General features: G+C 68.4%; 27 protein-coding genes. 11 read left to right on the top strand and 16 right to left on the bottom strand.

Annotation, left to right across the window (positions count from 1 at the left end; genetic code table 11):
* The first annotated feature begins 42 nt into the window (after nt 1-42).
* The 3 genes from ABD974_RS02590 to ABD974_RS02580 all read left to right on the top strand — a co-directional run bounded on the left by ABD974_RS02590 (nt 43) and on the right by ABD974_RS02580 (nt 3051).
* The gene (locus ABD974_RS02590; protein ID WP_345301695.1) at nt 43-972 is read left to right on the top strand and encodes an HlyD family secretion protein; all 930 of its coding nucleotides are present in this window, start codon (nt 43-45) and stop codon (nt 970-972) included.
* Nucleotides 973-1048: 76 nt separating this feature from the next.
* Nucleotides 1049-1972: an ABC transporter ATP-binding protein gene (locus ABD974_RS02585; RefSeq protein WP_345301951.1), complete on the top strand. Its 924-nt coding sequence runs from the start codon at nt 1049-1051 to the stop codon at nt 1970-1972.
* Complete coding sequence (locus tag ABD974_RS02580) at nt 1969-3051, top strand: ABC transporter permease (RefSeq protein ID WP_345301694.1); 1083 nt, start codon at nt 1969-1971, stop codon at nt 3049-3051. The genes ABD974_RS02585 and ABD974_RS02580 overlap by 4 nt, the downstream gene beginning before the upstream one ends.
* A 48-nt stretch (nt 3052-3099) precedes the next feature.
* Here the strand turns inward: ABD974_RS02580 and ABD974_RS02575 are convergent, their stop codons facing one another.
* The 14 genes from ABD974_RS02575 to ABD974_RS02510 all read right to left on the bottom strand — a co-directional run bounded on the left by ABD974_RS02575 (nt 3100) and on the right by ABD974_RS02510 (nt 14273).
* A complete protein-coding gene (locus ABD974_RS02575) occupies nt 3100-4089 on the bottom strand; it encodes a hypothetical protein (protein WP_345301693.1) in 990 nt (329 codons plus the stop codon).
* Nucleotide 4090: 1 nt separating this feature from the next.
* Nucleotides 4091-4426, bottom strand: coding sequence for a PadR family transcriptional regulator (locus tag ABD974_RS02570; protein WP_345301692.1), 336 nt, complete (start codon nt 4424-4426; stop codon nt 4091-4093).
* A 140-nt stretch (nt 4427-4566) separates the two neighbouring features.
* The gene (gene metX, locus ABD974_RS02565) at nt 4567-5682 is read right to left on the bottom strand and encodes a homoserine O-acetyltransferase MetX (protein WP_345301691.1); all 1116 of its coding nucleotides are present in this window, start codon (nt 5680-5682) and stop codon (nt 4567-4569) included.
* A gap of 83 nt (nt 5683-5765) precedes the next feature.
* On the bottom strand, nt 5766-6725 hold the full coding sequence (locus tag ABD974_RS02560) for an endonuclease/exonuclease/phosphatase family protein (protein ID WP_345301690.1): 960 nt from the start codon (nt 6723-6725) through the stop codon (nt 5766-5768).
* The gene (locus ABD974_RS02555; protein WP_345301689.1) at nt 6722-7735 is read right to left on the bottom strand and encodes a tetratricopeptide repeat protein; all 1014 of its coding nucleotides are present in this window, start codon (nt 7733-7735) and stop codon (nt 6722-6724) included. Before ABD974_RS02555 ends, ABD974_RS02560 begins: the two co-directional genes overlap by 4 nt.
* Entirely contained in the window at nt 7735-8199 is a 465-nt protein-coding gene (locus tag ABD974_RS02550) for a cytochrome c-type biogenesis protein (protein ID WP_345301688.1), read from the bottom strand. Before ABD974_RS02550 ends, ABD974_RS02555 begins: the two co-directional genes overlap by 1 nt.
* Nucleotides 8196-8741 carry a DsbE family thiol:disulfide interchange protein gene (locus ABD974_RS02545; protein ID WP_345301687.1) on the bottom strand — a complete coding sequence of 182 codons (546 nt, stop codon included), beginning with the start codon at nt 8739-8741 and terminating at the stop codon, nt 8196-8198. The genes ABD974_RS02550 and ABD974_RS02545 overlap by 4 nt, the downstream gene beginning before the upstream one ends.
* The gene (locus ABD974_RS02540; protein WP_345301950.1) at nt 8741-10717 is read right to left on the bottom strand and encodes a heme lyase CcmF/NrfE family subunit; all 1977 of its coding nucleotides are present in this window, start codon (nt 10715-10717) and stop codon (nt 8741-8743) included. The genes ABD974_RS02545 and ABD974_RS02540 overlap by 1 nt, the downstream gene beginning before the upstream one ends.
* Before the next feature lie 11 nt (nt 10718-10728).
* Nucleotides 10729-11274 carry a cytochrome c maturation protein CcmE gene (ccmE, locus tag ABD974_RS02535; protein WP_425562617.1) on the bottom strand — a complete coding sequence of 182 codons (546 nt, stop codon included), beginning with the start codon at nt 11272-11274 and terminating at the stop codon, nt 10729-10731.
* Nucleotides 11271-11456 (bottom strand): heme exporter protein CcmD, encoded by a 186-nt coding sequence (gene ccmD, locus ABD974_RS02530; RefSeq protein ID WP_425562616.1) that lies wholly within the window; start codon nt 11454-11456, stop codon nt 11271-11273. Before ccmD ends, ccmE begins: the two co-directional genes overlap by 4 nt.
* Entirely contained in the window at nt 11453-12211 is a 759-nt protein-coding gene (locus ABD974_RS02525) for a heme ABC transporter permease (protein WP_345301686.1), read from the bottom strand. Before ABD974_RS02525 ends, ccmD begins: the two co-directional genes overlap by 4 nt.
* A 109-nt stretch (nt 12212-12320) precedes the next feature.
* Nucleotides 12321-13016 carry a heme exporter protein CcmB gene (gene ccmB / locus ABD974_RS02520; protein WP_345301948.1) on the bottom strand — a complete coding sequence of 232 codons (696 nt, stop codon included), beginning with the start codon at nt 13014-13016 and terminating at the stop codon, nt 12321-12323.
* A 23-nt stretch (nt 13017-13039) separates the two neighbouring features.
* The gene (ccmA, locus tag ABD974_RS02515; protein ID WP_345301685.1) at nt 13040-13681 is read right to left on the bottom strand and encodes a heme ABC exporter ATP-binding protein CcmA; all 642 of its coding nucleotides are present in this window, start codon (nt 13679-13681) and stop codon (nt 13040-13042) included.
* A 100-nt stretch (nt 13682-13781) separates the two neighbouring features.
* Nucleotides 13782-14273 (bottom strand): DUF3293 domain-containing protein, encoded by a 492-nt coding sequence (locus tag ABD974_RS02510; RefSeq protein ID WP_345301684.1) that lies wholly within the window; start codon nt 14271-14273, stop codon nt 13782-13784.
* Between the two features lie 142 nt (nt 14274-14415).
* Between ABD974_RS02510 and ABD974_RS02505 the strand changes: the two genes are divergently transcribed.
* Nucleotides 14416-15561: a pyridoxal phosphate-dependent aminotransferase gene (locus ABD974_RS02505; RefSeq protein WP_345301683.1), complete on the top strand. Its 1146-nt coding sequence runs from the start codon at nt 14416-14418 to the stop codon at nt 15559-15561.
* Nucleotide 15562: 1 nt separating this feature from the next.
* Nucleotides 15563-16360 (top strand): amidohydrolase, encoded by a 798-nt coding sequence (locus tag ABD974_RS02500; protein WP_345301682.1) that lies wholly within the window; start codon nt 15563-15565, stop codon nt 16358-16360.
* Nucleotides 16361-16423: 63 nt separating this feature from the next.
* Here the strand turns inward: ABD974_RS02500 and ABD974_RS02495 are convergent, their stop codons facing one another.
* Entirely contained in the window at nt 16424-17536 is a 1113-nt protein-coding gene (locus ABD974_RS02495) for an NAD(P)/FAD-dependent oxidoreductase (RefSeq protein ID WP_345301681.1), read from the bottom strand.
* Between the two features lie 225 nt (nt 17537-17761).
* Between ABD974_RS02495 and ABD974_RS02490 the strand changes: the two genes are divergently transcribed.
* Nucleotides 17762-19138 carry a DUF2252 domain-containing protein gene (locus ABD974_RS02490; protein WP_345301680.1) on the top strand — a complete coding sequence of 459 codons (1377 nt, stop codon included), beginning with the start codon at nt 17762-17764 and terminating at the stop codon, nt 19136-19138.
* 34 nt (nt 19139-19172) lie between these two features.
* On the opposite strand, the gene miaB is transcribed toward ABD974_RS02490, so the two are convergent.
* Nucleotides 19173-20552, bottom strand: coding sequence for a tRNA (N6-isopentenyl adenosine(37)-C2)-methylthiotransferase MiaB (gene miaB, locus ABD974_RS02485; RefSeq protein WP_425562615.1), 1380 nt, complete (start codon nt 20550-20552; stop codon nt 19173-19175).
* Nucleotides 20553-20728: 176 nt separating this feature from the next.
* Here miaB and ABD974_RS02480 point away from each other — a divergent pair, with 176 nt between their 5' ends.
* The 5 genes from ABD974_RS02480 (at nt 20729) to ABD974_RS02460 (ending at nt 25315) form a co-directional block, all read left to right on the top strand.
* Nucleotides 20729-21691 (top strand): lytic transglycosylase domain-containing protein, encoded by a 963-nt coding sequence (locus ABD974_RS02480; RefSeq protein WP_345301679.1) that lies wholly within the window; start codon nt 20729-20731, stop codon nt 21689-21691.
* A gap of 216 nt (nt 21692-21907) precedes the next feature.
* The gene (petA, locus tag ABD974_RS02475; protein ID WP_345301678.1) at nt 21908-22549 is read left to right on the top strand and encodes a ubiquinol-cytochrome c reductase iron-sulfur subunit; all 642 of its coding nucleotides are present in this window, start codon (nt 21908-21910) and stop codon (nt 22547-22549) included.
* A 3-nt stretch (nt 22550-22552) separates the two neighbouring features.
* Nucleotides 22553-23812 carry a cytochrome b gene (locus ABD974_RS02470; protein ID WP_345301677.1) on the top strand — a complete coding sequence of 420 codons (1260 nt, stop codon included), beginning with the start codon at nt 22553-22555 and terminating at the stop codon, nt 23810-23812.
* A 40-nt stretch (nt 23813-23852) separates the two neighbouring features.
* Nucleotides 23853-24599 (top strand): cytochrome c1, encoded by a 747-nt coding sequence (locus ABD974_RS02465; protein WP_345301676.1) that lies wholly within the window; start codon nt 23853-23855, stop codon nt 24597-24599.
* Nucleotides 24600-24682: 83 nt separating this feature from the next.
* Entirely contained in the window at nt 24683-25315 is a 633-nt protein-coding gene (locus ABD974_RS02460; protein ID WP_345301675.1) for a glutathione S-transferase N-terminal domain-containing protein, read from the top strand.
* The last annotated feature ends 35 nt before the right edge of the window (nt 25316-25350 follow it).

Raw genomic sequence — 25350 nt, 5'->3', positions numbered from 1 at the left:
TGTTTCCTTTCGAAGTGTTTCGTTCCGATTGTTACGGTTCCCATGCTGGCGGCACTGCTGCTCGCCGGCTGCGCCGACGACGCGCCGCAGGCGCTGGGCACGTTGGAGTACGACCGCATCGCGTTGCCCGCGCCGTCGGCGGAGCGGATCGTCTCGGTCGACGTGCGCGAAGGCGACCGCGTGAAGGCCGGCGCCACGCTGATGACTCTGGAACCCACGCGCATCGCTGCGCAGACCGATGCGCTGCGCGCGCAGACCGACCAGCAGCGCGAGGTGCTGGCCGAACTGGAGGCGGGCACGCGCGACGAACAGATCGATCAGGCGCGCGCGCGGGTGGCGAATGCGCAGGCCGTGGCCCGCGACGCCCGCGCCTATCTCGCGCGCGTGCAGCCGCTGGGGCAACGCCGGCTGGTCGCGGCGGCGGAGGTCGATCGCGCCCGCGCCGCGGCCGAAAGCGCGGACGCGAGCGTGGGGACGGCGCAGGCCGCGCTGGATGAGTTGGAACATGGTGCGCGGCGCGAGCGCATCGCGCAGGCGCAGGCCGCGGTGCGTGCGTCCGAAGCGCAGACCGCTGCACAGGCGGTGACACTGGACAAACTGAAGATCGTGGCGCCGCGCGCGGGACGCATCGACAGCCTGCCTTACGAACTCGGCGATCAGGCGCCGGTGGGCGCGCCGCTGGCGATCCTGCTGATTGGCGACGCGCCGTATGCGCGCGTCTACGTGCCCGAGCCGATCCGCGCGCGCGTGAAGATCGGCGATGCGGCCTCGGTGCATGTCGACGGCCGCGATGCCGTGCTGCGCGGGCGCGTGCGCGCGATCCGCAGCGAACCGAGTTTCACGCCGTACTACGCGCTGAGCGGCAAGGACGCGGCGCGGCTGAGCTATCTCGCCGAGATCGTCATCGAAGGCGGCGCGGATCTGCCGGCCGGGCTGCCGGTGCGGGTGGATTTCGCGGCCGCGAAACGGTGAGCCCGTGAACGCCCCCGACCATGCCGCCTTGCCTCGGGAAGATCGTCCCGCGGATCGTTCGGCAGATCGTCCCGCAATTGTCGCCCGCGGTCTCGGCAAGCAGTTCGGCGCGCTGAAGGCCGTCGATGGCGTCGATCTGCGCGTGCCGCGCGCCAATGTCTACGGTTTCCTCGGACCGAACGGTTCCGGCAAGTCGACGACCATCCGCATGCTCTGCGGCCTGCTCACGCCGACCGCGGGCGAGATCGAAGTGCTCGGCTTCCGCATTCCGGAGGAAGCGGAGGCGCTGCGGCGCCGGATCGGCTACATGACCCAGAAGTTCTCGCTGTACGAGGACCTGACCGTGCGCGAGAACCTCGAATTCCTCGCCGAGGTGCAGGGCCTGAAGCGGCCGCAGCGCAAGGTACGGATCGATGCGTTGATCGAGGCCTACGATTTCGCCGATCGCCAGAAACAGCTCGCGGGCACGATGAGCGGCGGGCAGAAGCAGCGCCTCGCGCTCGCCGGCGCGATCGTGCATGCGCCGGAACTGCTCTTCCTCGACGAACCCACCAGCGCGGTCGATCCCGAATCGCGTCGCGACTTCTGGGAAAAACTCTTCGATCTCGCCGACGCCGGCACCACCATCCTCGTGTCCACGCACTACATGGACGAGGCCGAACGTTGCCACCGGATCGCGATTCTCGACACCGGGCGGCTGGTCGCCGACGGCACCCCGGCCGAGCTGACCCGCGCGCTCGCCGGACGCACGCTCGGCGTGCGCGCACCCGAGCCGCGACGCGCGCAGAGCGCGCTGCATCGCGCGCCGGGCGTGCTCAGCGTCGCCCAGATCGGCAACGAACTGCGGGTGCTGACCGCGGCCGGCGGCGACGCGGCGCAGTTGCAGGCCTGGCTGCGGCAGGCGGGCATCGACGGCGAGGTCATGGACATCGAGCCGAATCTGGAAGACGTGTTCGTCTCCGCCACCAGCCACCGCACCGATCCGGCGAGGGCCGCATGAAATTCGCGCAGATCTTCGCGGTGATGGTGAAGGAGCTGCGGCAGATGCGCCGCGACCGGCTCACGCTCGGCATGATGATCGGCATTCCGACCCTGCAGCTGATGCTGTTCGGGTTCGCGATCAATCCGGACGTGCGCAATCTGCCCGCCGCCGTCGCCGACATGGCCGACACCGCGGGTTCGCGCGCGCTGGCGCAGGACATGCTGGCCACCGGCGTCATCCGCCAGGTCGCGCCGGCGCGCACGCCGCAGGACATCGACGCGCTGCTCGACCGCGGCCGGATCAAGATCGGCGTGATCATTCCGCACGATTACGAACGCCGGCGTCTCGACGGCCGCGAAGCGGTGCAGGTGGTCGTCGACGGCAGCGATACTTCCGTGCAGGCGACCGCGCGCCAGCTCGCGGCGATGCCGCTGGACGGCGGCAGCGGGCTGAAGACCGCGTCCATTTCGGTGTTGCCGCTGTACAACCCGGAGCGGCGTTCGGCGGTGAACATCGTGCCCAGCCTGATCGGCGTGATCCTCACCATGACCATGGTGATGTTCACCGCGATGGCGATCGTGCGCGAGCGCGAGCGCGGCAATCTGGAACTGCTGATCACCACGCCGGTCTCCAGCGCGGAACTGATGATCGGCAAGGTGCTGCCCTACGTCGGCGTCGGCCTGGTGCAGACCAGCGTGGTCCTGCTGCTGGGGATGACCGTGTTCGATGTCCCGGTGCGCGGCAGCCTGATCGACGTCTACGGCGCGGCGATGCTGCTGATCGTGGCCAACCTCTCGCTCGGCTTGATGGTGTCCACCCGCGCGCAGACCCAGTTCCAGGCGATGCAGATGGCGTTCTTCCTGTTCCTGCCGTCGATCCTGCTGTCGGGTTTCATGTTCCCGTTCGACGGCATGCCGGTCGCGGCGCAGTGGATCGCGGAAGTGCTGCCGCTGACGCATTTCGTGCGCCTGATCCGCGGGGTGATGCTGCGCGGCGCGGATCTGTGGGCGCTGTGGCCCGATGCGCTGGCGCTGATCGCGTTCACCGCGGTGATGATGACGCTGGCGATCGCGCGGTTCCGCAAGCGGCTGGATTGATGCGGCATTCGATATCGGCCCCGGGCAGGTCGCCCGGGGCCGTGTCGATCAGCGCAGGGCCTGCGTTTTCGGGGTCGGCCGGACCCGGCGATACGCCACGATCGCGTGGTGCAGCAGCACGTATGCGACGATCAGCCCCATCAGCGTTTTTGCGGTGCCGTCGCTGTGCGTGGACAGGAAGATCGGGCCGTCCACGATCGCCCACACCATCGCCGCACAGGTGATCAGGCCCAGCACCGTTTCGATGCGTCGCAGCCGCGGCGACCAGCGGCCCTGCGCCATCACCGTGATGTACAGCGGCACGTTCACCGCGATCAGCGCGAGCAGCACGAAGGCGGGACCGTGCACGAACGTGTCGGTGTAGGTCAGCGCCGTGTACGCCGCCGGCGCGGCGTTGCCGCCCCAGACGATGTCGAGGATCCACCGGGGCTCGATCAGAAGCGCCATCCCGCAGAGCATGCCGACCACGCCCATCGTCATCGCGATGCGGCCGCCGGCGATGCGATGTTCGGGGCGCGGCGTCCAGTTCGAGGTGCGCGACCGGCGCCGCCGGGACGCCGCCGCCATGGCGAAGCCGGTCACCAGCACGCCCGGCCACCACAGCGACGAGACCACGGTGCCGCCCAGCCACTGGCCGAGCAGGGTCAGCATGCGCCCCCAGCCCCAGCCGTCCTGGGCGCCGCGCTGCAGCAATTCCAGCAGCCCGAGGCCCCAGATCACCGCCAGCCCCACAACGCTCCAGACCAGGAACGTGCGGCCGTCGGCCGGATCGACGATGGTCAGCGCCGGGCGATAACGCGCGGCCACCTCCGCGGGCTGGCCGAACGCGCGCAGGAATTCCAGCGCCATCGCGGCATCGACGACGCGCCCGCCATCTTCGGCTTTCGCCTGCAGTTCCTCGTGGAGCAGGGCGCGCAGTTCGAACGCCACGTCGTTGCGCTGCGCCCGCGGCAACCGCACGGCGACATCGGCGACATAGCTGTCGATCATTTCGTTCGCATCGAATGTCGCATGCGCATTCATCTCGGTGCTCTTCATGTCAGTCCCCCTGGAGGAGTCGATGCATCGTGGTGTTCATGCCCTGCCACGACTCGGTGAGTTTCTTCAGCAGTGCGAGCCCGTCCGCGTTGACGGCGTAGTAACGCCGCGGCGGACCGTCCTGGATCTTCCATTCGCTGGTCAGGAAGCCCTGGGTTTCCAGTCGACGCAGCAGGGGATACAGCGTGCCTTCCTCGATGACCATGCCCCTGTCCGCCAGCGCCTGACGCAGTTCGTAGCCGTAGCGCGGGGCCCGCAGCTGCGACAGCGTGGCCAGCACCAGCACCCCGCGCCGCAGCTCGAGTTCGAGTTTTCCGAAGGCATCCGTATCGACCATGGGCCGCACAGTACTGTGCGAAACACAGTATGTCAACCGCAGAATGGGGACAGCGGTGCGACCGCGTACGCGGAGGGATCCTGCGGGGGTGCTTTCGCGCGATCGTCGCGCGAGGTGGCGGTGGCGGGCCGGAGCCCGCCTTACAGCGAATCGAGGAAGCCGCGCACCGCGGGTCCGAAGCGGGCGATGTCCACCAGGAATGCGTCGTGGCCCTGCGGCGAGGGCAGGGCCAGACATTGGGCATCGGTGCCGCCGGCCAGCAGGCCGTCGGCGATTTCCTGTTGCTGCTCGATCGGGAAGAGGATGTCGGTGTAGACGCCGATCGCCAGCGCGCGGTTCACGCGCACTTTCGACAGGCCTTCTTCGCAGGTGCCGTGGCAGGATTCGCCGAGATCGAACCAGTCCATCGAGCGGCTGAGGTAGAGATAGCAGTTCGGATCGAAGCGGCGCACGAAACGGCGCGCATGGCCTTCGAGATAGCTTTCGACCTCGAATTCCAGCCCGAACGGGTCGTCGCCGACGCGGCGGTCGGCGTCCAGGCGCACGCGACCGAAACGGCCGTCCCACTCCAGCGCCGAGCGATAGGTGATCACGCCGAGCTTGCGCGCCATGCGCATGCCGGCTTCGGGGTAGGCGTCGTCGTCGTATTCGCCCAGGTTCCACTGCGGATCGAGGCGGATCGCTTCCCGCTGCAGCGAGCGGATCGCGATCGAGAACGGCAGCGCGCGTGCGGCGCCGGAGATGTTGATATGGCCATGGGCGATGCCGGGAAAGCGCTGCAGCAGCGCCAGCGCGACCATGCCGCCCATCGAATTGCCGATGACGCAGGCCAGACGTTCGACGCCGAGCGCGCGGACCACGTGCGCGGCGGCATCGGCGCCGTCCTCGACCGACAGCTCGGGGAAATCGAGCCGATAGCTGCGGCCGGTGTCGGGGTCGATCGAGGCGGGTCCGGTCGAGCCCTTGCAACTGCCGAGCGAATTCACGCAGATCACGAACCAGCGGCGGGTGTCGATGTACTTGCCGGGCCCGAGCATCGATTCCCACCAGCCCGGTTCGCGATTGCCGGCATGGCTGGCGGCATGCGCATCGGGCGAGAGCCCGGTGAGGATCAGGATGGCGTTGCCGCCGTCGGCATCCAGTGCGCCCCAGGTTTCGTAGGCCATGCGCGCGCCATGCAGCGCGCCGCCGCGCTTCAGCGGGAACGGTGAGGGCAGGTCGATGAAGCGGCTGCCTGGCGGAATGAATTCGGTCATCCTTGCGATCCGGTCGTTCATCTGGGGCGGAAGCGCGGATCGTACGCGATGGACTGCGGTTTTCCGAGGACGCCGCCGTGGCATCAGCGTTCCACGAAGCGCCCGGCGCGCCGCAGCGTCGCCCTGACCGGCAGGTGATCCGAGCCGATGGCGGGCCCGCGCACGGTTTCGCCGCGCCGCCAGTGCGCGCTGGCCAGCACATGATCGATCGGAATGCCGATATGCCGCCCGGGCCAGGTCGGCGCGCTGCCGGTGGCGCGGAACAGGCCACCGCGGGCGCCGCCGGCCAGCGCGGTCGACCACGGCGTGGCATTGAGATCGCCCGCGACCACCATGGGCGTTGCGGCCGCGCCGCCCGCCAGCATCCGCAGCAGGCGATCGCGTTCCTCTTGCCAGTGCGGCGCCATCGGCGGCATCGGATGCACGGCGACGACGCGCACCGCGGCGCCGTCCAGCGCGATGTCCGCGCCCAGCGAAGGAATGCCGTCGACGCTGCCGCGGCGTTCGATGCGGGTCAGCGGGTGGCGCGACAACAGGCCGATGCCGAAGGCAGAATCGTCCGGCGCGAACGCGCGGTGCGGATAGAGATCGACGAGCGCGTTCGCGAGGGCGTCGGCGTAGGCCGGCGTCAGCTCGGTCAGCATCACCACATCGGCCGGCTGCGCGCGCAGCCAAGCCGCCAGAGGCGCGGGATCGCGGTTCGCGAGATTCACGTTCGCCGCGACGATCACCAGCGAAGGCCCTTCGCCGTCGGACGCGGGCAGCATGCGCGTCGCGGTGAACAGCGGCAGCGCGGCGAACGGTGCGAGCAGCAGGTATCGCCGGTCGCGCATCGCGCAGAGCAGGCACAGCGCGAACCACACGACCGCGTACTCCCACTGCCAGTGCGCGGCCAGATCGAGCAGCCAGCCGAGGGTACCCGGGGATGCGGGTTGCAGCCGGTTGAGCAGGGGCAGCATCAGGGCGAATGCGCACGGCCACAGCAGCCAGCGCGCGATCGCGGCGATGCGCCGGGCCGCGCGCGGTGCCCGGCCTGCGGTCATTGCGCGCCGAGCGTGAGTTCGATCGGGGCGTTCGCCGGCAATGCGACGCGCACCGGCTTCGATTCCAGATCGCCGTCCTGGCGCATCGGGTTGCCGCTTGCGGAGATGCGCGCGATCACTTCGACTTCGCGCAGTGCGGACAGCTTTGCGGTCGGCATCGGGCCGTCGGCGTCGTCGAGCGTGATGCGCAACGGCAGATCGGCCACGGTGTGCTTCTCCACCGCGACCGGCATCGGCGGGCCATCGGGGGCGCGTGCGATCACGAACACGGTGGCGTCGCCGCGCAGGCGTACGCGCGCGGCGAAGTCGGGATCGAGCGCGACCTGCACCGTGAGCGCACCGGCCGCGGCCGGTGGCGGTGCATCCGGCAACGCGGGCAATCCGGCGTCGATGCGCGCGGCATCGATTTCGGCGCGCAGGGTGACGGCGTTTCCGGCGTCGATCTCGGCCAGCAACGGCTCCCACGTCCGCGCGGCTTCTGCGGGCTTGCCCTGCTGCCGTAGGGCGATGCCGAGGAAGAACCGCGCGCGCTGGTGGCGCGGGTCGGCCTTCAGCGCGCGCTGCAGATAGCCGACGGCTTCGGCATCGAAGCCGCGCTGGGCGTCGGCCTGCGCGCGCGCTTCCGCGGCGGCGGCGAGCACGTCGGCGTTGTCGGGCGCGCGCTTCAGCGCCTCCCGCCACGCATCGCGGGCCTGCGCGGCCTTGCCGAGACGGCCGTACGCGGTGGCCAGCATCACCCAGCCTTCGTGATCGGGAAATTCGTCGCGCTTGCGTTCCAATTGCGCGACCGCTTCCTCGAGCGTGTCCGGCCGCTCGACCATGGCGGCGTCGAGCGCGACCGGCGTGCCAACGAGGTGATACAGCACCGCCGCCAGCACGCTGAAGCCGGCGAGCAGGGCGGCCGCGGAACGCGGTCGCGCGCGCCACAGCGGGCGCAGCACGAAGCCGAGGGCGACCAGGGTGGCGGTGGCCGCAATCAGGGCGAAGACGAGCGCAGCGGAACCTTGCATCACCACTCCTGGGAATCGTCGCCGTCGACGTTGGCCGGCGGCGGCAGTGCGCCGCGATTGCGGCGCAGCAGGCGCCAGACCACGATGCCGCCGCCCAGCGCGAACAGCAGCGGGCCGAACCACAGCAGCCACGTCTTCGCGGTGATCATCGGCCGGTACAGCACGAACTCGCCGTAGCGCGCGACCAGAAAATCGCGCACTTCCTGATCGCTGCGGCCTTCGCGCATGAGCGCGAGCACTTCGCGGCGCAGATCGACCGCGATCTGTGCGTTGGAATCGGCCAGCGACTGGTTCTGGCACATCACGCAGCGCAGTTCGGCGACGAGGTCGTGGAAGCGCTGTTCTTCGGCGGTGTCGTGGAACTGCAGCGGCGTGCCGTCGACCGCCTTCTGCGCGAAGGCCGCGCCGCAGCACAGCGCCAGCAGCAGCGCGCAGATCGCGATCCGGAGGCGCGTCGCGGTCATCGTTCGCGCTCCAACGCGTCGAGCAGCGGCAGCAGTTCGTCGCGGACGATGTCGTCGGTCATCGCGCCGACGTGTTTCCAGCGCACGACGCCGTTCGCATCGACCAGGAAGGTCTCGGGCGCGCCGTAGATGCCGAAATCGATCGCGGTGCCGCCTTCCTCGTCCGCCAGCACCAGCCAGTACGGATTGTTGAAGCGTTCCAGCCACGCCAGCGCGTCGGCGCGTTCGTCCTTCCAGTTGTAGCCGATCACGCGCACCCGCTTGGTCTCGGCGAAGCGGGTGATGACCGGATGTTCGACCTGGCATTCGGGGCACCAGCTGCCCCAGACGTTGAGCAGATAGGGCTGGCCGCGCAGGTCCTTCGAGGACACGATGCGGTTCGGCTCGTGCAGCACCGGCAGCGCGAATTCGGGCGCCGGTTTGCCGATCAGCGGCGAGGGCAGGGCGTCGCGGTCCGGGCGGCGGCTCATCCACACGCCGACGGCCATCAGCGCGGCGATCAGCAGGAAGACGAGGAAGGGAAGCCAGCGTTTGGCGGACATCAGGCGGTGCCTCCCGTCGCGACAGGCGTCGTGTCGTTCGCGTCGTTCGCGCTCTTCCGGCGGAACCGTCGATCCAGCGCGGTCACGAACCCGCCCAGCGCCATCAGCACCGCGCCCAGCCAGACCCAGCGGATGAAGGGCTTGATGTGCACGCGCACCGCCCAGGCGCCGCCGCCGAGCGGTTCGCCCAGGGCGACGAAGACATCGCGGGTCACGCCGGGACGGATGCCGGCTTCGGTCATCACCTGACCGCCGCTGGCGTATTCGCGCTTTTCCGGGTGCAGCACGGTGACGAGGCGGTCGTCGCGGTACACGTGCACGGTGCCGCGGCTGGCGACGTAGTTCGGGCCCTGCAAGCGCTGCACGCCGTCGAAGCGGACGCTGTCGCGGCCGAGCGTCAGCGTTTCGCCGGGCTTCATCGCGATCTCGCGCTGCTGCACCTGCGCTTCGACCAGCAGGGCGCCGATGAGGAACACCGCGATGCCGCCGTGCGCGAGCACCATGCCGAACATTTCCGCGGTGAGCGGACTGCCGAGCGTGCGCACGCGCTGCCACACGAAGCGCGCGGTGCCGAAGGCGATCCACACCGCGCCGGCCACGCCGGCAGCGGTCTTCAGCGGGCCCTGCGGCGCCATGAAATACGCGATGGCGCCGGCGACCAGCGCCAATCCCGCCCAGGGCAGCAGCAGGCGCAGCGGGCGGCCGAGTTGATCGCGCTGCCAGCGGATCAGCGGGCCCAGCGGCAGCAGCAGCACGATCGGCGTCATCAGCACGATGAACAGCAGCGAGAAATAAGGCGGGCCCACCGAGATCTTGTGCTCGCTGCCGACCGCGTCCAGCAGCAGCGGGAACAGGGTGCCGAGCAGCACCGCGGTGCAGGCCGCGGTGAGGAAGACGTTGTTGATCAGCAGCAGCGCTTCGCGCGAAGCGCCGGCGAAAGGCTTGCCGCCGTCTTCGTCGGTGACGCGCAGCGCATACAGCACCAGCGACGCGCCGATGACGATGCCGAGGAAGATCAGGATGAACAGGCCGCGGCCGGGATCGGCCGCGAACGCGTGCACGCTGGTGAGCACGCCTGAGCGCACCAGGAAGGTGCCGAGCAGCGACAGCGAGAACGCGGCGATCGCGAGCAGCAGGGTCCAGCTGCGGAAGCTGCCGCGCTTCTCGGTGATCGCCTGCGAATGCAGCAGCGCCGCACCGGCCAGCCAGGGCATGAAGGATGCGTTTTCGACCGGATCCCAGAACCACCAGCCGCCCCAGCCGAGTTCGTAATACGCCCACCAGCTGCCGAGCGCGATGCCGAGGGTCAGGAAGGCCCAGGCGACATTCGTCCACGGTCGCGTCCAGCGCAGCCAGCTGGCGACCATCGCCTTCGACGACGATCCGCGGTCCAGCAGCGCGGCGATCGCGAAGGCGAACGGCACCGCGAAACCGACGTAGCCCATGTAGAGCATCGGCGGATGCACGATCAGGCCGAAATCCTGCAGCAGCGGATTGAGGTCGCGGCCTTCGGCGGCGGCCGGCAGCACGCGTTCGAACGGATTGCTGGTGAAGATCAGGAAGGCGAGGAAGCCGAGGCTGACCACGCCCATCGTGCCGAGCACGCGCGCGACCACCGCGTCCGGCAGGCCGCGCGAGAACGCCGCCACCGCCGCGGTCCACACCGCGAGGATCAGCGCCCACAGCAGCAGCGAGCCTTCGTGCGCGCCCCACACCGCCGAGTAGCGGTACACCATCGGCAGCAGCGAATTGGAATTCTGCGCGACGTAGCGCAGCGAGAAATCCTGGGCCACGAATGCCCAGGTGAGGATGGCGAACGCCACGCCGACCAGCGCCAGCTGCGCCCATGCCGCGGGCCGCGCCACCGCCATCCACGGCGCGAGGCCGCGATGCGCGCCGATCAGCGGCAGCGTCGACTGCAGGCACGCCACCAGCAGCGCGAGGATCAGGGCGATCTGGCCGAACTCCGGAAGCAGATGCATGCGGATCAGCGCTCCGGCACCGGTGCGGCCGTCGCGGCCTCATCGCCTGGGGCCGGCGCGCCCGCGGAAGGCATGTCCGTGGCAGGCAGGCTCGTCGTCTGCACGTTGTGCTTCTTGTGCGCCAGACCCATCTTGTCCGCCACTTCCTTCGGCACGTAGGTCTCGTCGTGCTTCGCCAGCACCTGCTCGGCCATGAACACGCCGTCGCGCATCCGGCCCGTCGCCACCACCGCCTGCTTCTCGCGGAACAGATCCGGAAGAATCCCGGTGTAGCTCACCGGCAGTTCGGCATCGCCGTCGGTCACCCGGAACCGCGCCTCCATCGAACCTTCGGCGCGCTCGAACGAATCCGCCGCCACCATCCCGCCCAGCCGGAACATCACGTCGCCGGTCATCACCTTCGCGCCGGCATCGCCGCCCAGCACTTCCCGCGGCGTGTACAGATAGGCGACGTTGCGCTGCAGCGCCAGCGTCACCAGACCGGTCGCGACCACCGCCGCGGCCAGCACCGCCAGCACCAGCCACATGCGCCGTTTGCGCGAAGGATTCATCGTTGCAGCTCCGGAGGAAGAGGGGCGTCCTTCGCCGCCGCGCGTCGCGCGCGAAGACGCACGTTGCGCAGCACCCGGCGGATGCGCAGCAGCGGCGCGGCCAGATCCCACAGCAGCACCACCGCGAACACCGCGTAGGCGGCGACGACGTAACCGAGATAGGTCATGCCGGTGGCATTCATCGTGCGGACGCCTGCGCCGCGGCGCGCTCGCGCACCCAGTCCTTGCCGGCCTCGCGCTCGAGATTGTCGGCGCGCGCGCGCAGCAGCAGCGAACCGAGGAACCAGAACTTGGTGCCGATCACCATCGCGATCAGCGGCGGCAGCATGCTCGGGTCCATGCTCGACTCGCCGAACACCTTGATCGTCTGGCCCTGGTGCAGCGAGTTCCACCATTCCACCGAATAGCGGATCACCGGCAGCAGCGCCACCCCGACGATCGCCAGCAGACCCGCCGCGCGCGCCGCGTTGCGGCGGTCGTCGATCGCCTGATACAGACCGATCACGCCCAGATACAGGAACAGCAGCACCAGTTCGCTGGTCAGCCGCGGGTCCCATTCCCACCAGGTCCCCCACATCGGCTTGCCCCAGATCGAACCGGTCGCCAGCGTGATCACCGTGAACCCGGCGCCGATTGGCGCGCAGGCCATCGCCAGGATCTCGCACAGCTTGATCCGCCAGATCAGCGCGATCGCCGAATAGAACGCCATCAGCGCGAAGATGAACATGCTCATCCACGCCGACGGCACGTGGATGTAGAGGATGCGGAAGCTGTCGCCCTGCTGGTAATCCGCCGGCACCCCGAACAGCGCGCCCCAGATGCCCCAGGCCATGACCAGCAGCGCCAGCCCGAAGCACCACGGCGCCCAGCGCGCGGCGAAGCGGTCGAAATACGGCGGCGAGCCGAGTTGGTGGAACCAGCGGACGACCGGATTCATGGGTGGGTATCGCGTGTCTTCGTCGGGGTGGCGGGGTGGAAGGCGTGCAGGATTGTCGTCGCGGGGGGAATGCGGGGCATTGACCTGTCTCAAGCGCGTCGCGATGCGCTCAGTTCACCGCGATCCGGATCGCCGCCGCCGCGGTCAGCGGCGCCAGCACCATCGCGACGACCAGGCCCGCCGCCAGCAGCAGCATCGGACCGACCGCGTCGAGCCCCTGCGCGCTGGCGGCGACGCTGCCGGCACCGAACACCAGCACCGGCACGTACAGCGGCAACGCGAGCAGTCCCACTAGGATACCGGAGCGGCGCATGCCCACGGTGAGCGCCGCCACCACCGCGCCGATCAGGCTCAGCAGCGGCGTGCCCAGCGCCAGCCCGGTCATCAGCACCGGCAACTGCGCGTGCGGCAGATGCAGCAGTTCGGCCAGGAAAGGCGTGGCCAGCAGCAGCGGCCACGCGGTGGTGGCCCAGTGCATGAACGTGCGCACCGCGACCAGCCACGCCAGCGGCACCGGCGCCAGCATCCACTGTTCCAGCGAGCCGTCCTCGGCGTCGCCGCGGAACAGCGTGTCCAGCGCCAGCAGGCCGGCCAGCAGGGCCGCGACCCACAGCACGCCGGCGGCGACCTGCGCCTGCAGCTTCGGCTCGTTGCCCAGCGCCAGCGCGAACAGCACCACCACGATCAATGCGAACAGCGCGGGCTGCAGGGCATCGCCGCGGCGGCGCCACAGCAGGCGCAGATCGCGGGCGAGCAGGGCGCGGGCGGACCGCAGCAGGGATGGCGGGTGGCCGGCGATACCCATGCGCGGCGGAGGCGACGTGTCGTTCATGCCGCACGCCTCAGCAAGAGCTCGCGGGTGCGCACCGGCGGCGCGGCGTAGGCGCCGTGGGTGGTGACCAGCGCGGCGCCGCCCTCGCGCAGATGCGCCTGCACCATGCGGTTGACCAGTTCGATGCCGTCGAGGTCGAGATTGGCGTAGGGCTCGTCCAGCAGCCACACCGGTGCCGGCGACAGCCACATCCGCGCCAGCGACAGCCGCTTCTTCTGCCCGGCCGACAGTTGGCGGGCCAGCGCGTCCTGGTAACCGTCCAGGCCGACGATGCGCATCGCCGCCTCGGCCGACTGACCTTCGCGGCGACCGTGCAGACCGCAGAGGAATTCGAGATTTTCGAGTGCGCCGAGGTCGGCCTTCAGCGCCGGCAGGTGGCCGAGATAGGCCAGGGCGCGGGTGCGTTCGGGCGTGACGGTGGCGTGGCCGTCGATCTCGATGCGCCCGTCTTCCGGTCGCAGCAGGCCGGCCAACACCCGCAACAGGGTGGTCTTGCCGGCGCCATTGTCGCCGCGGATCAACAGCGCTTCGCCGGCATCGACCTCGAAATCGAGCGGTCCGAACACCGGTTCGTCGTTGCGCGCGAAGCGCAGGCCGCGGGCTGACAGAAGCGGCACGGAAGGGGAAGGCGCGGTCATCGCGCCGATTTTACGGGCTGGCGGCCGGCTTTGCTGCGATCGTGCCGTCGCGCCGGTCGATCTGCGGATGCGGCGCCGCGACGCCGGGGCACCGGGCGCTTCAGCCCCGAAGCCAGTCGATCGCGGGATGTTCGGGAAACGCGGCGGGCCGCGCGGCGTCCACCCGCATCCGCACCGGCGCTTCGGCGTTCCAGTACAGCGTGGCCAGCTGGCCATAACGGCGCGACAGCGCATCGAATTCGGCCGCCGCCATGTCCACCACCAGCCAGCTCGGTTCGCGCCAGGAGCGGTTGGCGGCCGATGAAAACGCCGGCCGGAAGATGCGCCGGCTGTCCAGCAGATCGTCCTGCAGCGCGTCGTCGGCATCGCGGTTGACCGATTCGGGGCGCTGGATCGAAAACGGGTCCCAGGCCGAGAGCAGGCCGAAGCGGGTCGCGTCGGGATAGCGGCGCGCGACCTCGGTGGCCGGCGTGCCGATCCGCAGATTCAGCCACTCGCCGTCCAGCTCCCAGCGGTATTCCGCGACGAGGTACGCCCGCACGAGTTCGGCGATCCGGGCCTCGCCGGCGGACAGAAGGGACGGTTGCATCATGGGCGACAGGTTTAACCCGGACGCGCGGCCCCGTAAACTCTGGCGCCCGCCGCGAAGGATGTGCTAGGCCAGCGTCGAATGCGCCGTCGCACCGTCTTCGCCTCCCCCCCGCGTCATCGCCGCCCATTCCACGGATCCCCGCATGCAGCACAGCAAGTTGCCCAAGGTAGGCACCACCATCTTCACCGTGATGTCGCAGCTCGCGGCCGAACACGGCGCGATCAATCTCGGCCAGGGCTTTCCCGATTTCCCGGTGCCGCAGCGGCTGGTCGACGAGCTCGACAAGGCGATGCGCGCCGGCCACAACCAGTATTCGATGATGACCGGCATTCCCGCGCTGCGCCGCGCCATCGCCGACAAGACCGAACGGGTCTACGGCGTCCGTCCCGACGAGAACGCCGAGATCACCGTCACCAGCGGCGCCACCGAGGCGATCTTCAACGCGATCCATGCGGTGGTGCGCGCGGGCGAGGAAGTGATCGTGCTCGATCCCTGCTACGACTGCTACGAGCCGGCGATCGACCTGGCCGGCGCGCGCGCCGTGCACATCCCGCTCGACCCGCAGACCTTCGCCCCGGACTGGCAGCGGGTGCGCGACGCCATCGGCCCGAAGACGCGGATGCTGATGATCAACAGCCCGCACAACCCGTCCGGCGCCATGCTCGGCGAGGACGACATGCGCACGATCGCGGAGATCCTGCGCGACACCGGGATCTGGCTGCTGTCCGACGAGGTCTACGAGCACATCGTCTTCGACGGCGCCCGCCACGAATCCGCGCTGCGCTACCCGGAACTGCGCGAACGCGCCTTCGTGATCTCCAGCTTCGGCAAGACCTATCACTGCACGGGCTGGAAGGTCGGCTACTGCATCGCGCCGCCTGCGCTGAGCACCGAGTTCCGCAAGGTCCACCAGTACAACGTGTTCTGCACCTTCCATCCGGCGCAGCACGCCTTCGCGGCGATGATCGACGCCGAACCCGAGCACTACGAGCAGCTCGGCGCCTTCTACCAGGCCAAACGCGACCGGTTCCGCGCGCAGTTGCTCGATACGAAGCTGGTGCCGGTGCCGGTGCCGGGCGGCTACTTCCAGCTCGTCGACTACTCGGCGGTGAGCGGTCTGGACGATCTCGAATTCTGCCGCTGGCTGACCATCGAGAAGGGCGTGGCCGCGATCCCGCTGTCGCCGTTCTACGAGACCCCGCCGGCCGGCCAGCGCCTGGCGCGGTTGTGTTTCGCCAAGAACGAGACGACGCTGGACGCCGCGATCGAACGCCTGATGAGGCTCTGACATGGAAGACTTGCGCATCACTCTCGTCCAGGGCGCCACCCGCTGGCACGATCCGGCCGGCAACCGCGAGTACTACGCCCATCTGATCGCCGGCCTGCGCGGCACGACCGATCTCGTGCTGTTGCCGGAGACCTTCACCAGCGGCTTTTCCAACGAGGCCGTCGCCCAGGCCGAGACGATGGACGGGCCGACGGTCGCGTGGATCCGCGAACAGGCGCATGCGCTCGATGCCGCGATCTGCGGCAGCGTGCAGCTGCGCGACGGCGACCGGGTGTTCAATCGGCTGCTGTTCGCCACGCCCGACGGCGATCTGCGCACCTACGACAAGCGCCACCTCTTCCGCTACGGCCGCGAGCACGAACGTTACGCCGCCGGGCGCGATCGATTGATCGTCGACTGGCGCGGCTGGCGAATTTGCCCGCTGGTCTGCTACGACCTGCGTTTTCCGGTGTTTTCGCGCAATCGTTACGACGTGGAGCGCCCGGGGCAACCCGATTACGACCTGCTGCTGTATGTCGCCAATTGGCCGTCGGCGCGCGCGTACCCGTGGAAGACCCTGCTCCGCGCGCGCGCGATCGAGAACCTGTGCTACGTCGGCGGCCTGAATCGCGTCGGCACCGACGGCAACGGTCTGCACTATTCCGGCGACAGCGCGGTGATCGATTTCCTCGGCCAACCCGTGAGCGAATGCGGCGAGGAGGAAGTGGTCGTCACCACCACGCTGCAGGCGAAGGAACTCGCGGCGCACCGCGAGCGCTTCCCCGCGATGCTGGACGCGGACGCCTTCGAACTGCGCTGAGTCGCGCGTCGCGCCGGCGCATGCCCGCGACCGGAGTCTTCGGCGAGGGCAGGGGCGACGCCATCACGCCGCATGTCTCCGCCCGAAGTAGATGTGCTCCGCCGCCCAGCGCATCGGCGCGGAGCCCAGCATCAGGTCGAACGGCCAGTCCATCTGCGCATGATCGAAGGCCCAGCGCAGGGCGCGTTTGATCCGGTAGCGCGGTGCCGCGCGTTCGACCACGCGCTCCGGCGACGGGCCGCCGTCGCGCAGATGGCGGGCGACCGCCTCGCCGGTGGCCCAGCCGTGCTGCCAGGCCGAATGGATGCCGCCGGCGGTGACCGGCGAGACGATGCCCGCGGCATCGCCGGTCAACAGCACGCCGGGCTGCGCCAGCGGAGACACCGGGCCGCCGCAGGGAATCAGGCCGGCGCGGATCGCGCTGGGCGTCAGCGCGTCGGCGATGCCCAGCGCGTGGCCCACGCGCGCGCGCAGCGCGTCGATGTCCGGCGCGCCGCTGCGCGAAGGGCGATGCCGGAACGCGAGGCCGAACTGCACGCCGGTGGGGTTCTGCGTCGCCCAGCCGATGTAGCCGGGCGCCAAGCGTTTGTCGACGAAGCAGTGCAGGGCATCGGGTTCGCGCAATTCGAGGCCCGCGAACTCGTATTCCACGCCGTAGAGGAAATCGCGGACGTGGCCCAGACCGAAGCGCTGCGCGACCCGCGATTTCGCGCCGTCGGCACCGACCAGCCAATGGGTGCGACCGATCCCCGGCAGATGCCAGCGGCCGCGGCGCGCATCCGGTTCGCGCGAGGCGTGCAGGAACGACTGCGACAGGCGCAGGTCCACGCCCTGCGCACGCATTTCGTCGGCCAGCCAGCGCATCAGGTTCGGCGTGTCGGTGGTCAGGAAGTAATAGTCCGGCACCTGCAGCGCGACGTTGCGCAGGTTCGGCGCGTACAGACGCACGCGTTCGACCCGGCGCACGAGATCCGCCGGCATCCGGTTCAGCCAGGTGCGTTCCGCGGCTTCCTTCACGATGATCCCGGTGGTGTGCAGCTTCAGGCCGGGGTCGCGCTTGCGCTCCAGCACGCAGACGCGCAGGCCGTACTGCGCCGCGGCGATGGCGCAGGCGGCGCCGGCGAAACTGGCGCCGACGATCAGTAGATCGTATTCGCGTTCGGGGACTGCGGCCATGCGGGCTCCTGCGGGGAAGTCGGGCGCAGTCTGGGCGGCCGGGGCGGGCGCAGGATGGCGTCTGTGTGAAGTCGGGGTTCACACGGCGTTTCCGATGGGCATCGATGCGGGTCGGCTGGCGCCGCATCGTTTCCGCATGCGCCGGCGCCGCGCGTTCGCGGATGCCATCGTTCTGACATCTGCCGCTGTTACAAGCTTGCGGACCCATTTGCATGGACGATGACGATGCGCGTGTTCCAGATTCCGGTGTTGGCGGTGTGCGCGATGCTCTGCACGATGGGTTCCGCGACGGTCTCCGCGTTCGCGGCGACGCCGCGGTCCGGCTGGGTGGTGTCCGAGATCTACGCGTACAACCATCCGTATGCGGCCGCCGCAACCGGCGAACTGGAAACCAAGATGGCGACGATGGCGCAGAGCGCCTACGGCTTCTATCGCGGGACCGATCATCTTTTCTTCCGCGACATGACGACGATGCCGGCGTCGGCCTATGCCACCAGCCAGACCGGATATGCCTGGATCGGCGGCGACACGCACCTGGGCAATTTCGATGCCTCGCGCGACAGCGGCGGCAAGGCCGTATTCGCGGTCTCGGATTTCGACGAAGGCCAGCTCGGCCAGTACGTGTGGGACCTGCGGCGGCTGGCGGTCGGCATGGTGTTGGCCGGGCGAGAGAACGGTCTTGCGGATACCGACATCCGTACCGCGATCGAGACCCTGGTCGGCGCGTACGCCGACAAGATGAGCGATTTCAAGGGTTCCGGCGCCGAGCTGAGCTTCCAGCTCACCCCGGGCAATACCACCGGCGTGGTGGACGACACCATCGTCGAGGCCGACGGCAAGACCCGCGCCGCCCTCTTGTCGAAATACACCCGGCTCAGCGGCAGCGCGCGGTCTTTCCAGGACCTGCCGAACCTCGTGCCGGTGCCGGCAGCCACCTACAGCGCCATCGTCGGCGCGGTGGGCGGTTATGTGAATTCCATCGCCGCATCGAAGCGATATGCCGCGAGTTATTACGCGGTCAAGGATATCCGTCAGAAACTCGGGTCCGGCGTCGGCAGCCTCGGAAAACTGCGCTACTACGTGCTGGTGCAGGGGGCGTCGACGGCTACCACCGATGACGTGATCCTGGAAATGAAGCAGGCGTCGACCAGCGTGGTGGCGATCGCGAACGGTGGCCGGTTGCCAGCGTCGTCCTATGGCGCCCACGAAGGCGCGCGGGTGGCGAAGACTGCGAAGGCGCAACGCATCAACGCGGATGTGCTGATCGGGCACGCGAGCGTCGCCGGCAGGCCGTACTACGTGCACGAGAAATCGCCGTATCAGGAAGACTTCGATTACACGCTGCTGAGTACCGCCGGCAGGATGAATACCGCCGCGACCTATTTCGGGCAGGCCCTGGCGTCCGCGCACGCCATCTCCGATCAGGATTACGACGCGACGATCGTCACCTACAGCATCGACAAGCAGGTCGCCGATGCGATCACCAGCAAGAGCGGCCTGAAGGCGGAGATCTCCGCCTTCGCGTTCGAATACGCCGCGCAGGTGCAACTGGACTGGCAGGCATTCGTCGTCGCCTACGACAACGGCACGCCGCTGTACTGACGATGCGCGGCCGGCGGCCGCGCATCGGTGGCTTTCAGCCGGCCAGTCGCCCCCGCAACGAATTGCTCATCGCTTCGGTGACGACCACGTCGACGAACTGTCCGATCAGGTTCGCGCCGACGGGCGCCGGAAAATTCACGAAGCGCATGTTTTCGGTGCGGCCGGTAAGCTCGTTCGGATTCTTCTTCGACGGGCCTTCGACCAGCACGGTCTGGGTGGTGCCGACCATCGCCTGCGCGATCCGCTTCGCGTTGTCGTTGATCGCGGCCTGCAGCCGCGCGAGGCGCGCGTGCTTCTCGTCGTTGCTCACGGTGTCTTCGATGTCGGCCGCGGGCGTACCCGGGCGGCGCGAATAGATGAAGGAGAAACTCTGGTCGAAACCGACGTCCTCGATCAGTTTCATGGTCTTCTCGAAATCGGCGTCGGTCTCGCCGGGGAAGCCGACGATGAAGTCCGAGCTGATCGAGATGTCGGGGCGCACCGCGCGCAGCTTGCGGATCTTCTGCTTGAACTCCAGCGCGGTGTAGCCGCGTTTCATCGCCGAGAGGATGCGATCGCTGCCGGACTGCACCGGCAGATGCAGGAAATTCGCGAGCTTGGGTACGTCGCGGTAGGCCTCGATCAGCGAGTCGCTGAATTCGAGCGGATGCGAGGTGGTGAAGCGGATGCGTTCGAGGCCGTCGATCTCGGCGAGGGTGCGGATCAGCAGGCCGAGGTCGGCGATCTCGTTGTCTCCGTAAGGCCCGCGATAGGCGTTGACGTTCTGGCCGAGCAGGGTGACTTCGCGCACGCCCTGGGCGGCGAGCTGGGCCACTTCGACCAGCACGTCCTCGAACGGCCGGCTGACCTCTTCGCCGCGGGTGTAGGGCACCACGCAGAAGCTGCAGTACTTCGAGCAGCCCTCCATGATCGAGACGAACGCGGTGGGGCCTTCGGCGCGGGGCTCGGGCAGGCGATCGAACTTCTCGATCTCCGGGAAGCTGATGTCGACCTGCGGTTTGCCGGTCTCGCGCTTGGCGCGGAGCAGGTCGGGCAGACGGTGCAGGGTCTGCGGGCCGAACACCAGATCGACGTACGGCGCACGCTTGATGATGGCTTCGCCTTCCTGGCTGGCGACGCAGCCGCCGACGCCGATCACCACCGGTCGCTCGCGGCCCTTCAGCGCGCGCCAGCGGCCCAGCTGGCTGAAGACCTTCTCCTGCGCTTTTTCGCGGATCGAGCAGGTATTGATCAGGATCACGTCGGCTTCGTCGGCGTTCTCCGTCATCACCATGCCTTCTTCGGCGCCCAGGACTTCGGCCATCTTGGCCGAGTCGTACTCGTTCATCTGGCAGCCGTGGGTCTCGATGAAGAGTTTTTTCGGAGCGGTTGCGGTGGCCGGCGCGGCGGCCTGCGAAGCGGGAGTGTCGGTCATGGCGGTGTCCGGGGCGCGGCGGTGATTCCGGGCCGGAGTCGTGAAAGGGCGCACAGTGTAGCCGCGGCCGGCGGCGGTCGGCGGCGATGGCCGGAATCGATGCGGCTGCCGCGTTCGTCGGCTCAAGCCGATCAAGGACTTGGCAAAGCTTTCGAATCCGGGGACACTCCTCGGCCATGACCCGGGGCTCCGTCATTCTCTTTATCGGCATGCTGATGGCGGCGACGCTGGCGGCGCCCGCGGCGCATGCCGGCACGGTCTATCGCTGCGAGAGCCCGGACGGCAGCCGCACCTACGCCAGCAAGCGGGTCAAAGGCGCCAAGTGCACCGTCGTCAGCAGCTACACGCCATCCACCGCGGCCGCGCGCAGTGCGCCGTCGTCGGCGAGCACCGCGCGCTCGGCCAGCGAGCCCATGACCGCCGCCGTCCTGCCTGCGCCCGCGATCGGCGCGATCTCGACGCCGGTCGCCGGGGTTGTCGGCGCTCCGATCGCACCCGCCGTCCCGCTGCAGCCGATCGCACCGCCGCCGGCCGCGCCTCGGCAGGGCACGACCCGGCGGGTGGAAGGACAGGTCTATTCGTATATCAAGGATGGCGTGCGCCACTACACCAGCAAGCCGCCGCGCGGCGTGGCCGGCGCCACCGCCGTCCGCTCGATCCGCTACAGCTTCCTCGAGACCTGCTATGCCTGCGCCCCGCTGCCGGGCGTGAATTTCGGCACCCTGCGCCTGAACATCGACGCCTACGCCGCCGAGATCCGGGCCGCCGCCACCCGGCACGGGGTCGACGAGGCCATCGTCCGCGCCATCATCCACGCAGAATCCTCGTTCAACCCGAACGCCCGTTCGCGGGTCGGCGCGGAAGGCCTGATGCAGTTGATGCCGCCGACCGCACGCCGCTTCGGGGTCGGCAATTCCTACGATCCCGCGCAGAACATCCACGGCGGCGTCCAATACCTAGCTTGGCTGCTCAAGCGCTACAACGGCGATCTGACCCTGGCCGCCGCGGGCTACAACGCCGGCGAAGGCGCGGTCGACCGTTACAAGGGCGTTCCTCCCTACAGCGAGACCCGGCGCTATGTCGAGCGCGTCCGCGTTCTCGCCGAGCGCTACCGGGGCGTGCTCGGCGGCCGCGGCTGACCGGTCTGTCCGGCCCGCCGTCACCGGCGGCCGACGCTTTTTCGCCCGCATCCGCGGCCCTTTCCCGGCCCTCGGCCCCGCCCGCGTCCGGCGCGGCCAAGCCAAACATTGTCGGCCGATTCAGCGTTCCGTTACACTTTGTCGTCTTTGCCGGCCGGCTTCGGAAACGGACCCTGCCCGCAACCCAAGTATCCCAATGCTTTCGCGGAGTGCCGGATGGCAACAAAAGTCGTAGGCGGGTCGGATCACCAGCATGGTGACGGCGCGCAACCGGTTGACGCGGGTCGTCGCCGCTTCCTGACCGCCTCCACCGCCGTGGTGGGTGCCGTCGGTGTCGCCGGCGCCTCGGTCCCCTTCATCAAGTCCTGGTTCCCGAGCGCCCGCGCGAAACTCGCCGGCGCCCCGGTGATCGCTGACATCAGCGGGCTGCAGGAAGGCCAGCGCCTGATCTTCGAATGGCGCGGTCAGCCGATCTGGATCGTCAAGCGTTCCAAGGCGACCCTCGACGCGCTGCCGACGCTCGATGGCGAACTGCGCGATCCGAAGTCCGAGAACCTCGATCAGCAGCCGTCCTACATCAAGGGCGAGTTCCGCTCGATCAAGCCGGACATCTCGGTGCTGGTCGGTCTGTGCACCCATCTGGGCTGCTCGCCGGAAATGAAGGCCGAAATCCGGCCCGAGCCGTTCGATCCGGCGTGGAAGGGCGGTTACTTCTGCCCGTGCCACAAGTCGAAGTTCGACATGGCCGGTCGCGTCTTCCAGGGCGTGCCCGCGCCGACCAACCTGCCGGTGCCGCCGCACCATTTCTCCGACGACAACACGATCGTGATCGGCGTCGATCCGGAAGGGAGCGCGTAAGCCATGGCGAACATCCTGACCCGCACCGCCAACAACGCGATGGACTGGTTCACCTACCGGGCGCCGGCATTCATGCCGTTCTACCGGAAGCACATGACCGAGTACTACGCGCCGAAGAATTTCAACCTGTGGTACATCTTCGGCATCTTGGCCACGGTCGTCTTGGCCAACCAGATCGTCACCGGCATCTTCCTGACGATGCACTTCAAGCCGAGCGCTGCGGAAGCCTTCGCCTCGGTCGAATACATCATGCGCGACGTCGCCGGCGGCGACACCATCCGCTACATGCACAGCACCGGCGCGTCGATGTTCTTCATCGTCGTCTACCTGCACATGTTCCGCGGCCTGATGTACGGCTCGTACCAGAAGCCGCGCGAGCTGGTGTGGATCCTCGGCATGCTGATCTACCTCGTGCTGATGGCCGAAGCCTTCATGGGCTACGTGCTGCCGTGGGGCCAGATGTCGTTCTGGGGCGCGAAGGTGATCATCTCGCTGTTCGGCGCGATCCCGAAGATCGGGCCGGCGCTGACCGAATGGATCATGGGCGACTACCTGCCCAGCGACGCCACCCTCAACCGCTTCTTCGCGCTGCACGTCATCGCGCTGCCGCTGGTGCTGCTGCTGCTGGTCGTGCTGCATCTCGGCGCGCTGCATGAAGTGGGTTCGAACAATCCCGACGGTGTCGAGATCAAGAAGGGCCCGAAGGGCAACCGCTGGTCGCCGACCGCACCGGCCGACGGCGTCCCCTTCCATCCGTACTACACGGTGAAGGACACGTTCTTCGTCGGTTGCTTCCTGCTGATCGCGGCCTTCATCGCGTTCTTCGCGCCGGCCTTCGGCGGCTGGTTCCTCGAGCACGACAACTTCACCGAGGCCAACCGCCTGGTGACGCCGGCGCACATCAAGCCGGTGTGGTACTACACCCCGTACTACGCGATGCTCCGCGTTGTGCCGCACAAGCTCAGCGGCGTGATCGTGATGTTCGCGGCGATCGCGATCCTGTTCGTGCTGCCGTGGCTGGATCGCGCCAAGGTCAAGTCCTACCGCTACCGCGGCAAGCTGTCTTGGGCGATGCTGCTCATGTTCGCGATCAGCTTCGTGTGGCTGGGCAAGATCGGCGCCGGTCCGGGCACCGATCCGGTCGAAACCATCATCGGTCGGGTCCTGACCGTCTACTACTTCCTCTTCTTCCTCACCATGCCGGTGTGGACGAAGATCGACAAGACCAAGCCGGTGCCGGAACGGGTGACGATGCATGACTAAGCCAGCCTCCTTCCGGACTTCCATGGGCCCGACCGCCACGATGAAGACTTCGATCCTCAAGCGCGCTTCGACCGTCCTCGCCGGCATGCTGGTGTCGTTTTCGGCGCTGGCCGCCGAGGGCGGCGCCCTGCAGCACGCCGGGACCGACATCGAAGACAAGGCCTCGCTGCAGCGCGGCGCGCAGCTGTACATGAACAACTGCGTCGGCTGCCATTCGCTGAAATACATGCGTTACTCGCGCATCGCGGACGATCTCGGCCTGAGCGAAGACCAGGTGATGAACAACCTGAACTTCACCGGCGCCAAGTTCGGCGAGCACGTGATCAGTGCGATGCCGGTCGCGCTCGCCGAGAAGTCCTTCGGCAAGGCGCCGCCGGACCTCAGCCTGATCGCCCGCGTCCGCGGCAGCGACTGGGTCTACACCTACCTGAAGTCGTTCTATCTCGACGAATCGCGCCCGCTGGGCTGGAACAACCAGTTGTTCCCCAACGCCTCGATGCCGAACCCGCTGTGGGAGATGCAGGGCCTGCAGCGCGCGGTCTACGGCAAGAAGGACGAGAAGACCGGCGAAGCCCCGGTCGAACGTCTCGAAATCGCCCAGGCAGGCACCCAGAGCGCCGAGGAATTCGACCGGACTGCGCGCGACATCGCCGCGTTCCTCGAATACGTCGGCGAGCCGGGCGCGCTCAAGCGCCAGCAGACTGGCGTGTGGGTGGTGCTGTTCCTGGCGTTCTTCACGTTCATGGCGTGGCTGTTGAAGAAGGAATACTGGCGCGACGTGCATTGATGGCGCAGCGCTGCCTTCGATCGACGACGATCACACGCAGGGCGGCCGGCTCGTCCGGTCGCCTTTCGTCTTAATGAAGATGGATGGCGAGTTCGCGTATGCGTAATGCTCTGACCCTGTTTTCCTCCGTCGACGATGTGCTGTGCCACCGGGTTCGCCTGGTCCTGGCGGCGAAAGGCGTGACCTACGATCTGGTGCCGGTGGATCCGCAGAATCCGCCCGAAGACCTGATCGATCTGAATCCCTACCACTCGGTGCCGACCCTGGTCGAACGCGACCTCGTGCTGTATGCGGCCTCCGTGGTCAGCGAGTACCTCGACGAGCGTTATCCGCATCCGCCGCTGATGCCGATCGACCCGCTGTCGCGCGCGCGTCTGCGGCTGGCGATGCTGCGGATCGAACACGACTGGGTGCCGCAGGTGCAGGCGGTGCAGTTCGGCAACCGCCAGCAGGCCGAAGCCGGGCGCAAGCGCCTCAAGGAACTGCTCACCGCCGCGGTGCCGCTGTTCAAGGCGAGCAAATTCTTCCTCAACAACGAAATGAGCCTCGCCGACTGCGCGATGGCGCCGATCGTGTGGCGCCTGCATGCGCTCGATGTGCCGCTCCCGAGCGACGGCAAGGCGATCGAGGATTACGGCAATCGGATTTTCCGCAACCCCGGTTTCGTCCGCAGCCTGACCCCGCAGGAAAAAAGCCTGCGCGACCTGCCGGCCTGATCGGCCTCGCATTCTTGCCGGACGATCCCGGGAGT

Source organism: Lysobacter hankyongensis (genome assembly GCF_039543145.1).
Lineage (GTDB): Bacteria > Pseudomonadota > Gammaproteobacteria > Xanthomonadales > Xanthomonadaceae > Lysobacter_I > Lysobacter_I hankyongensis.
Note: the sequence above shows the minus strand (reverse complement) of the source record. Positions and strands in the feature narration are given on the sequence as shown.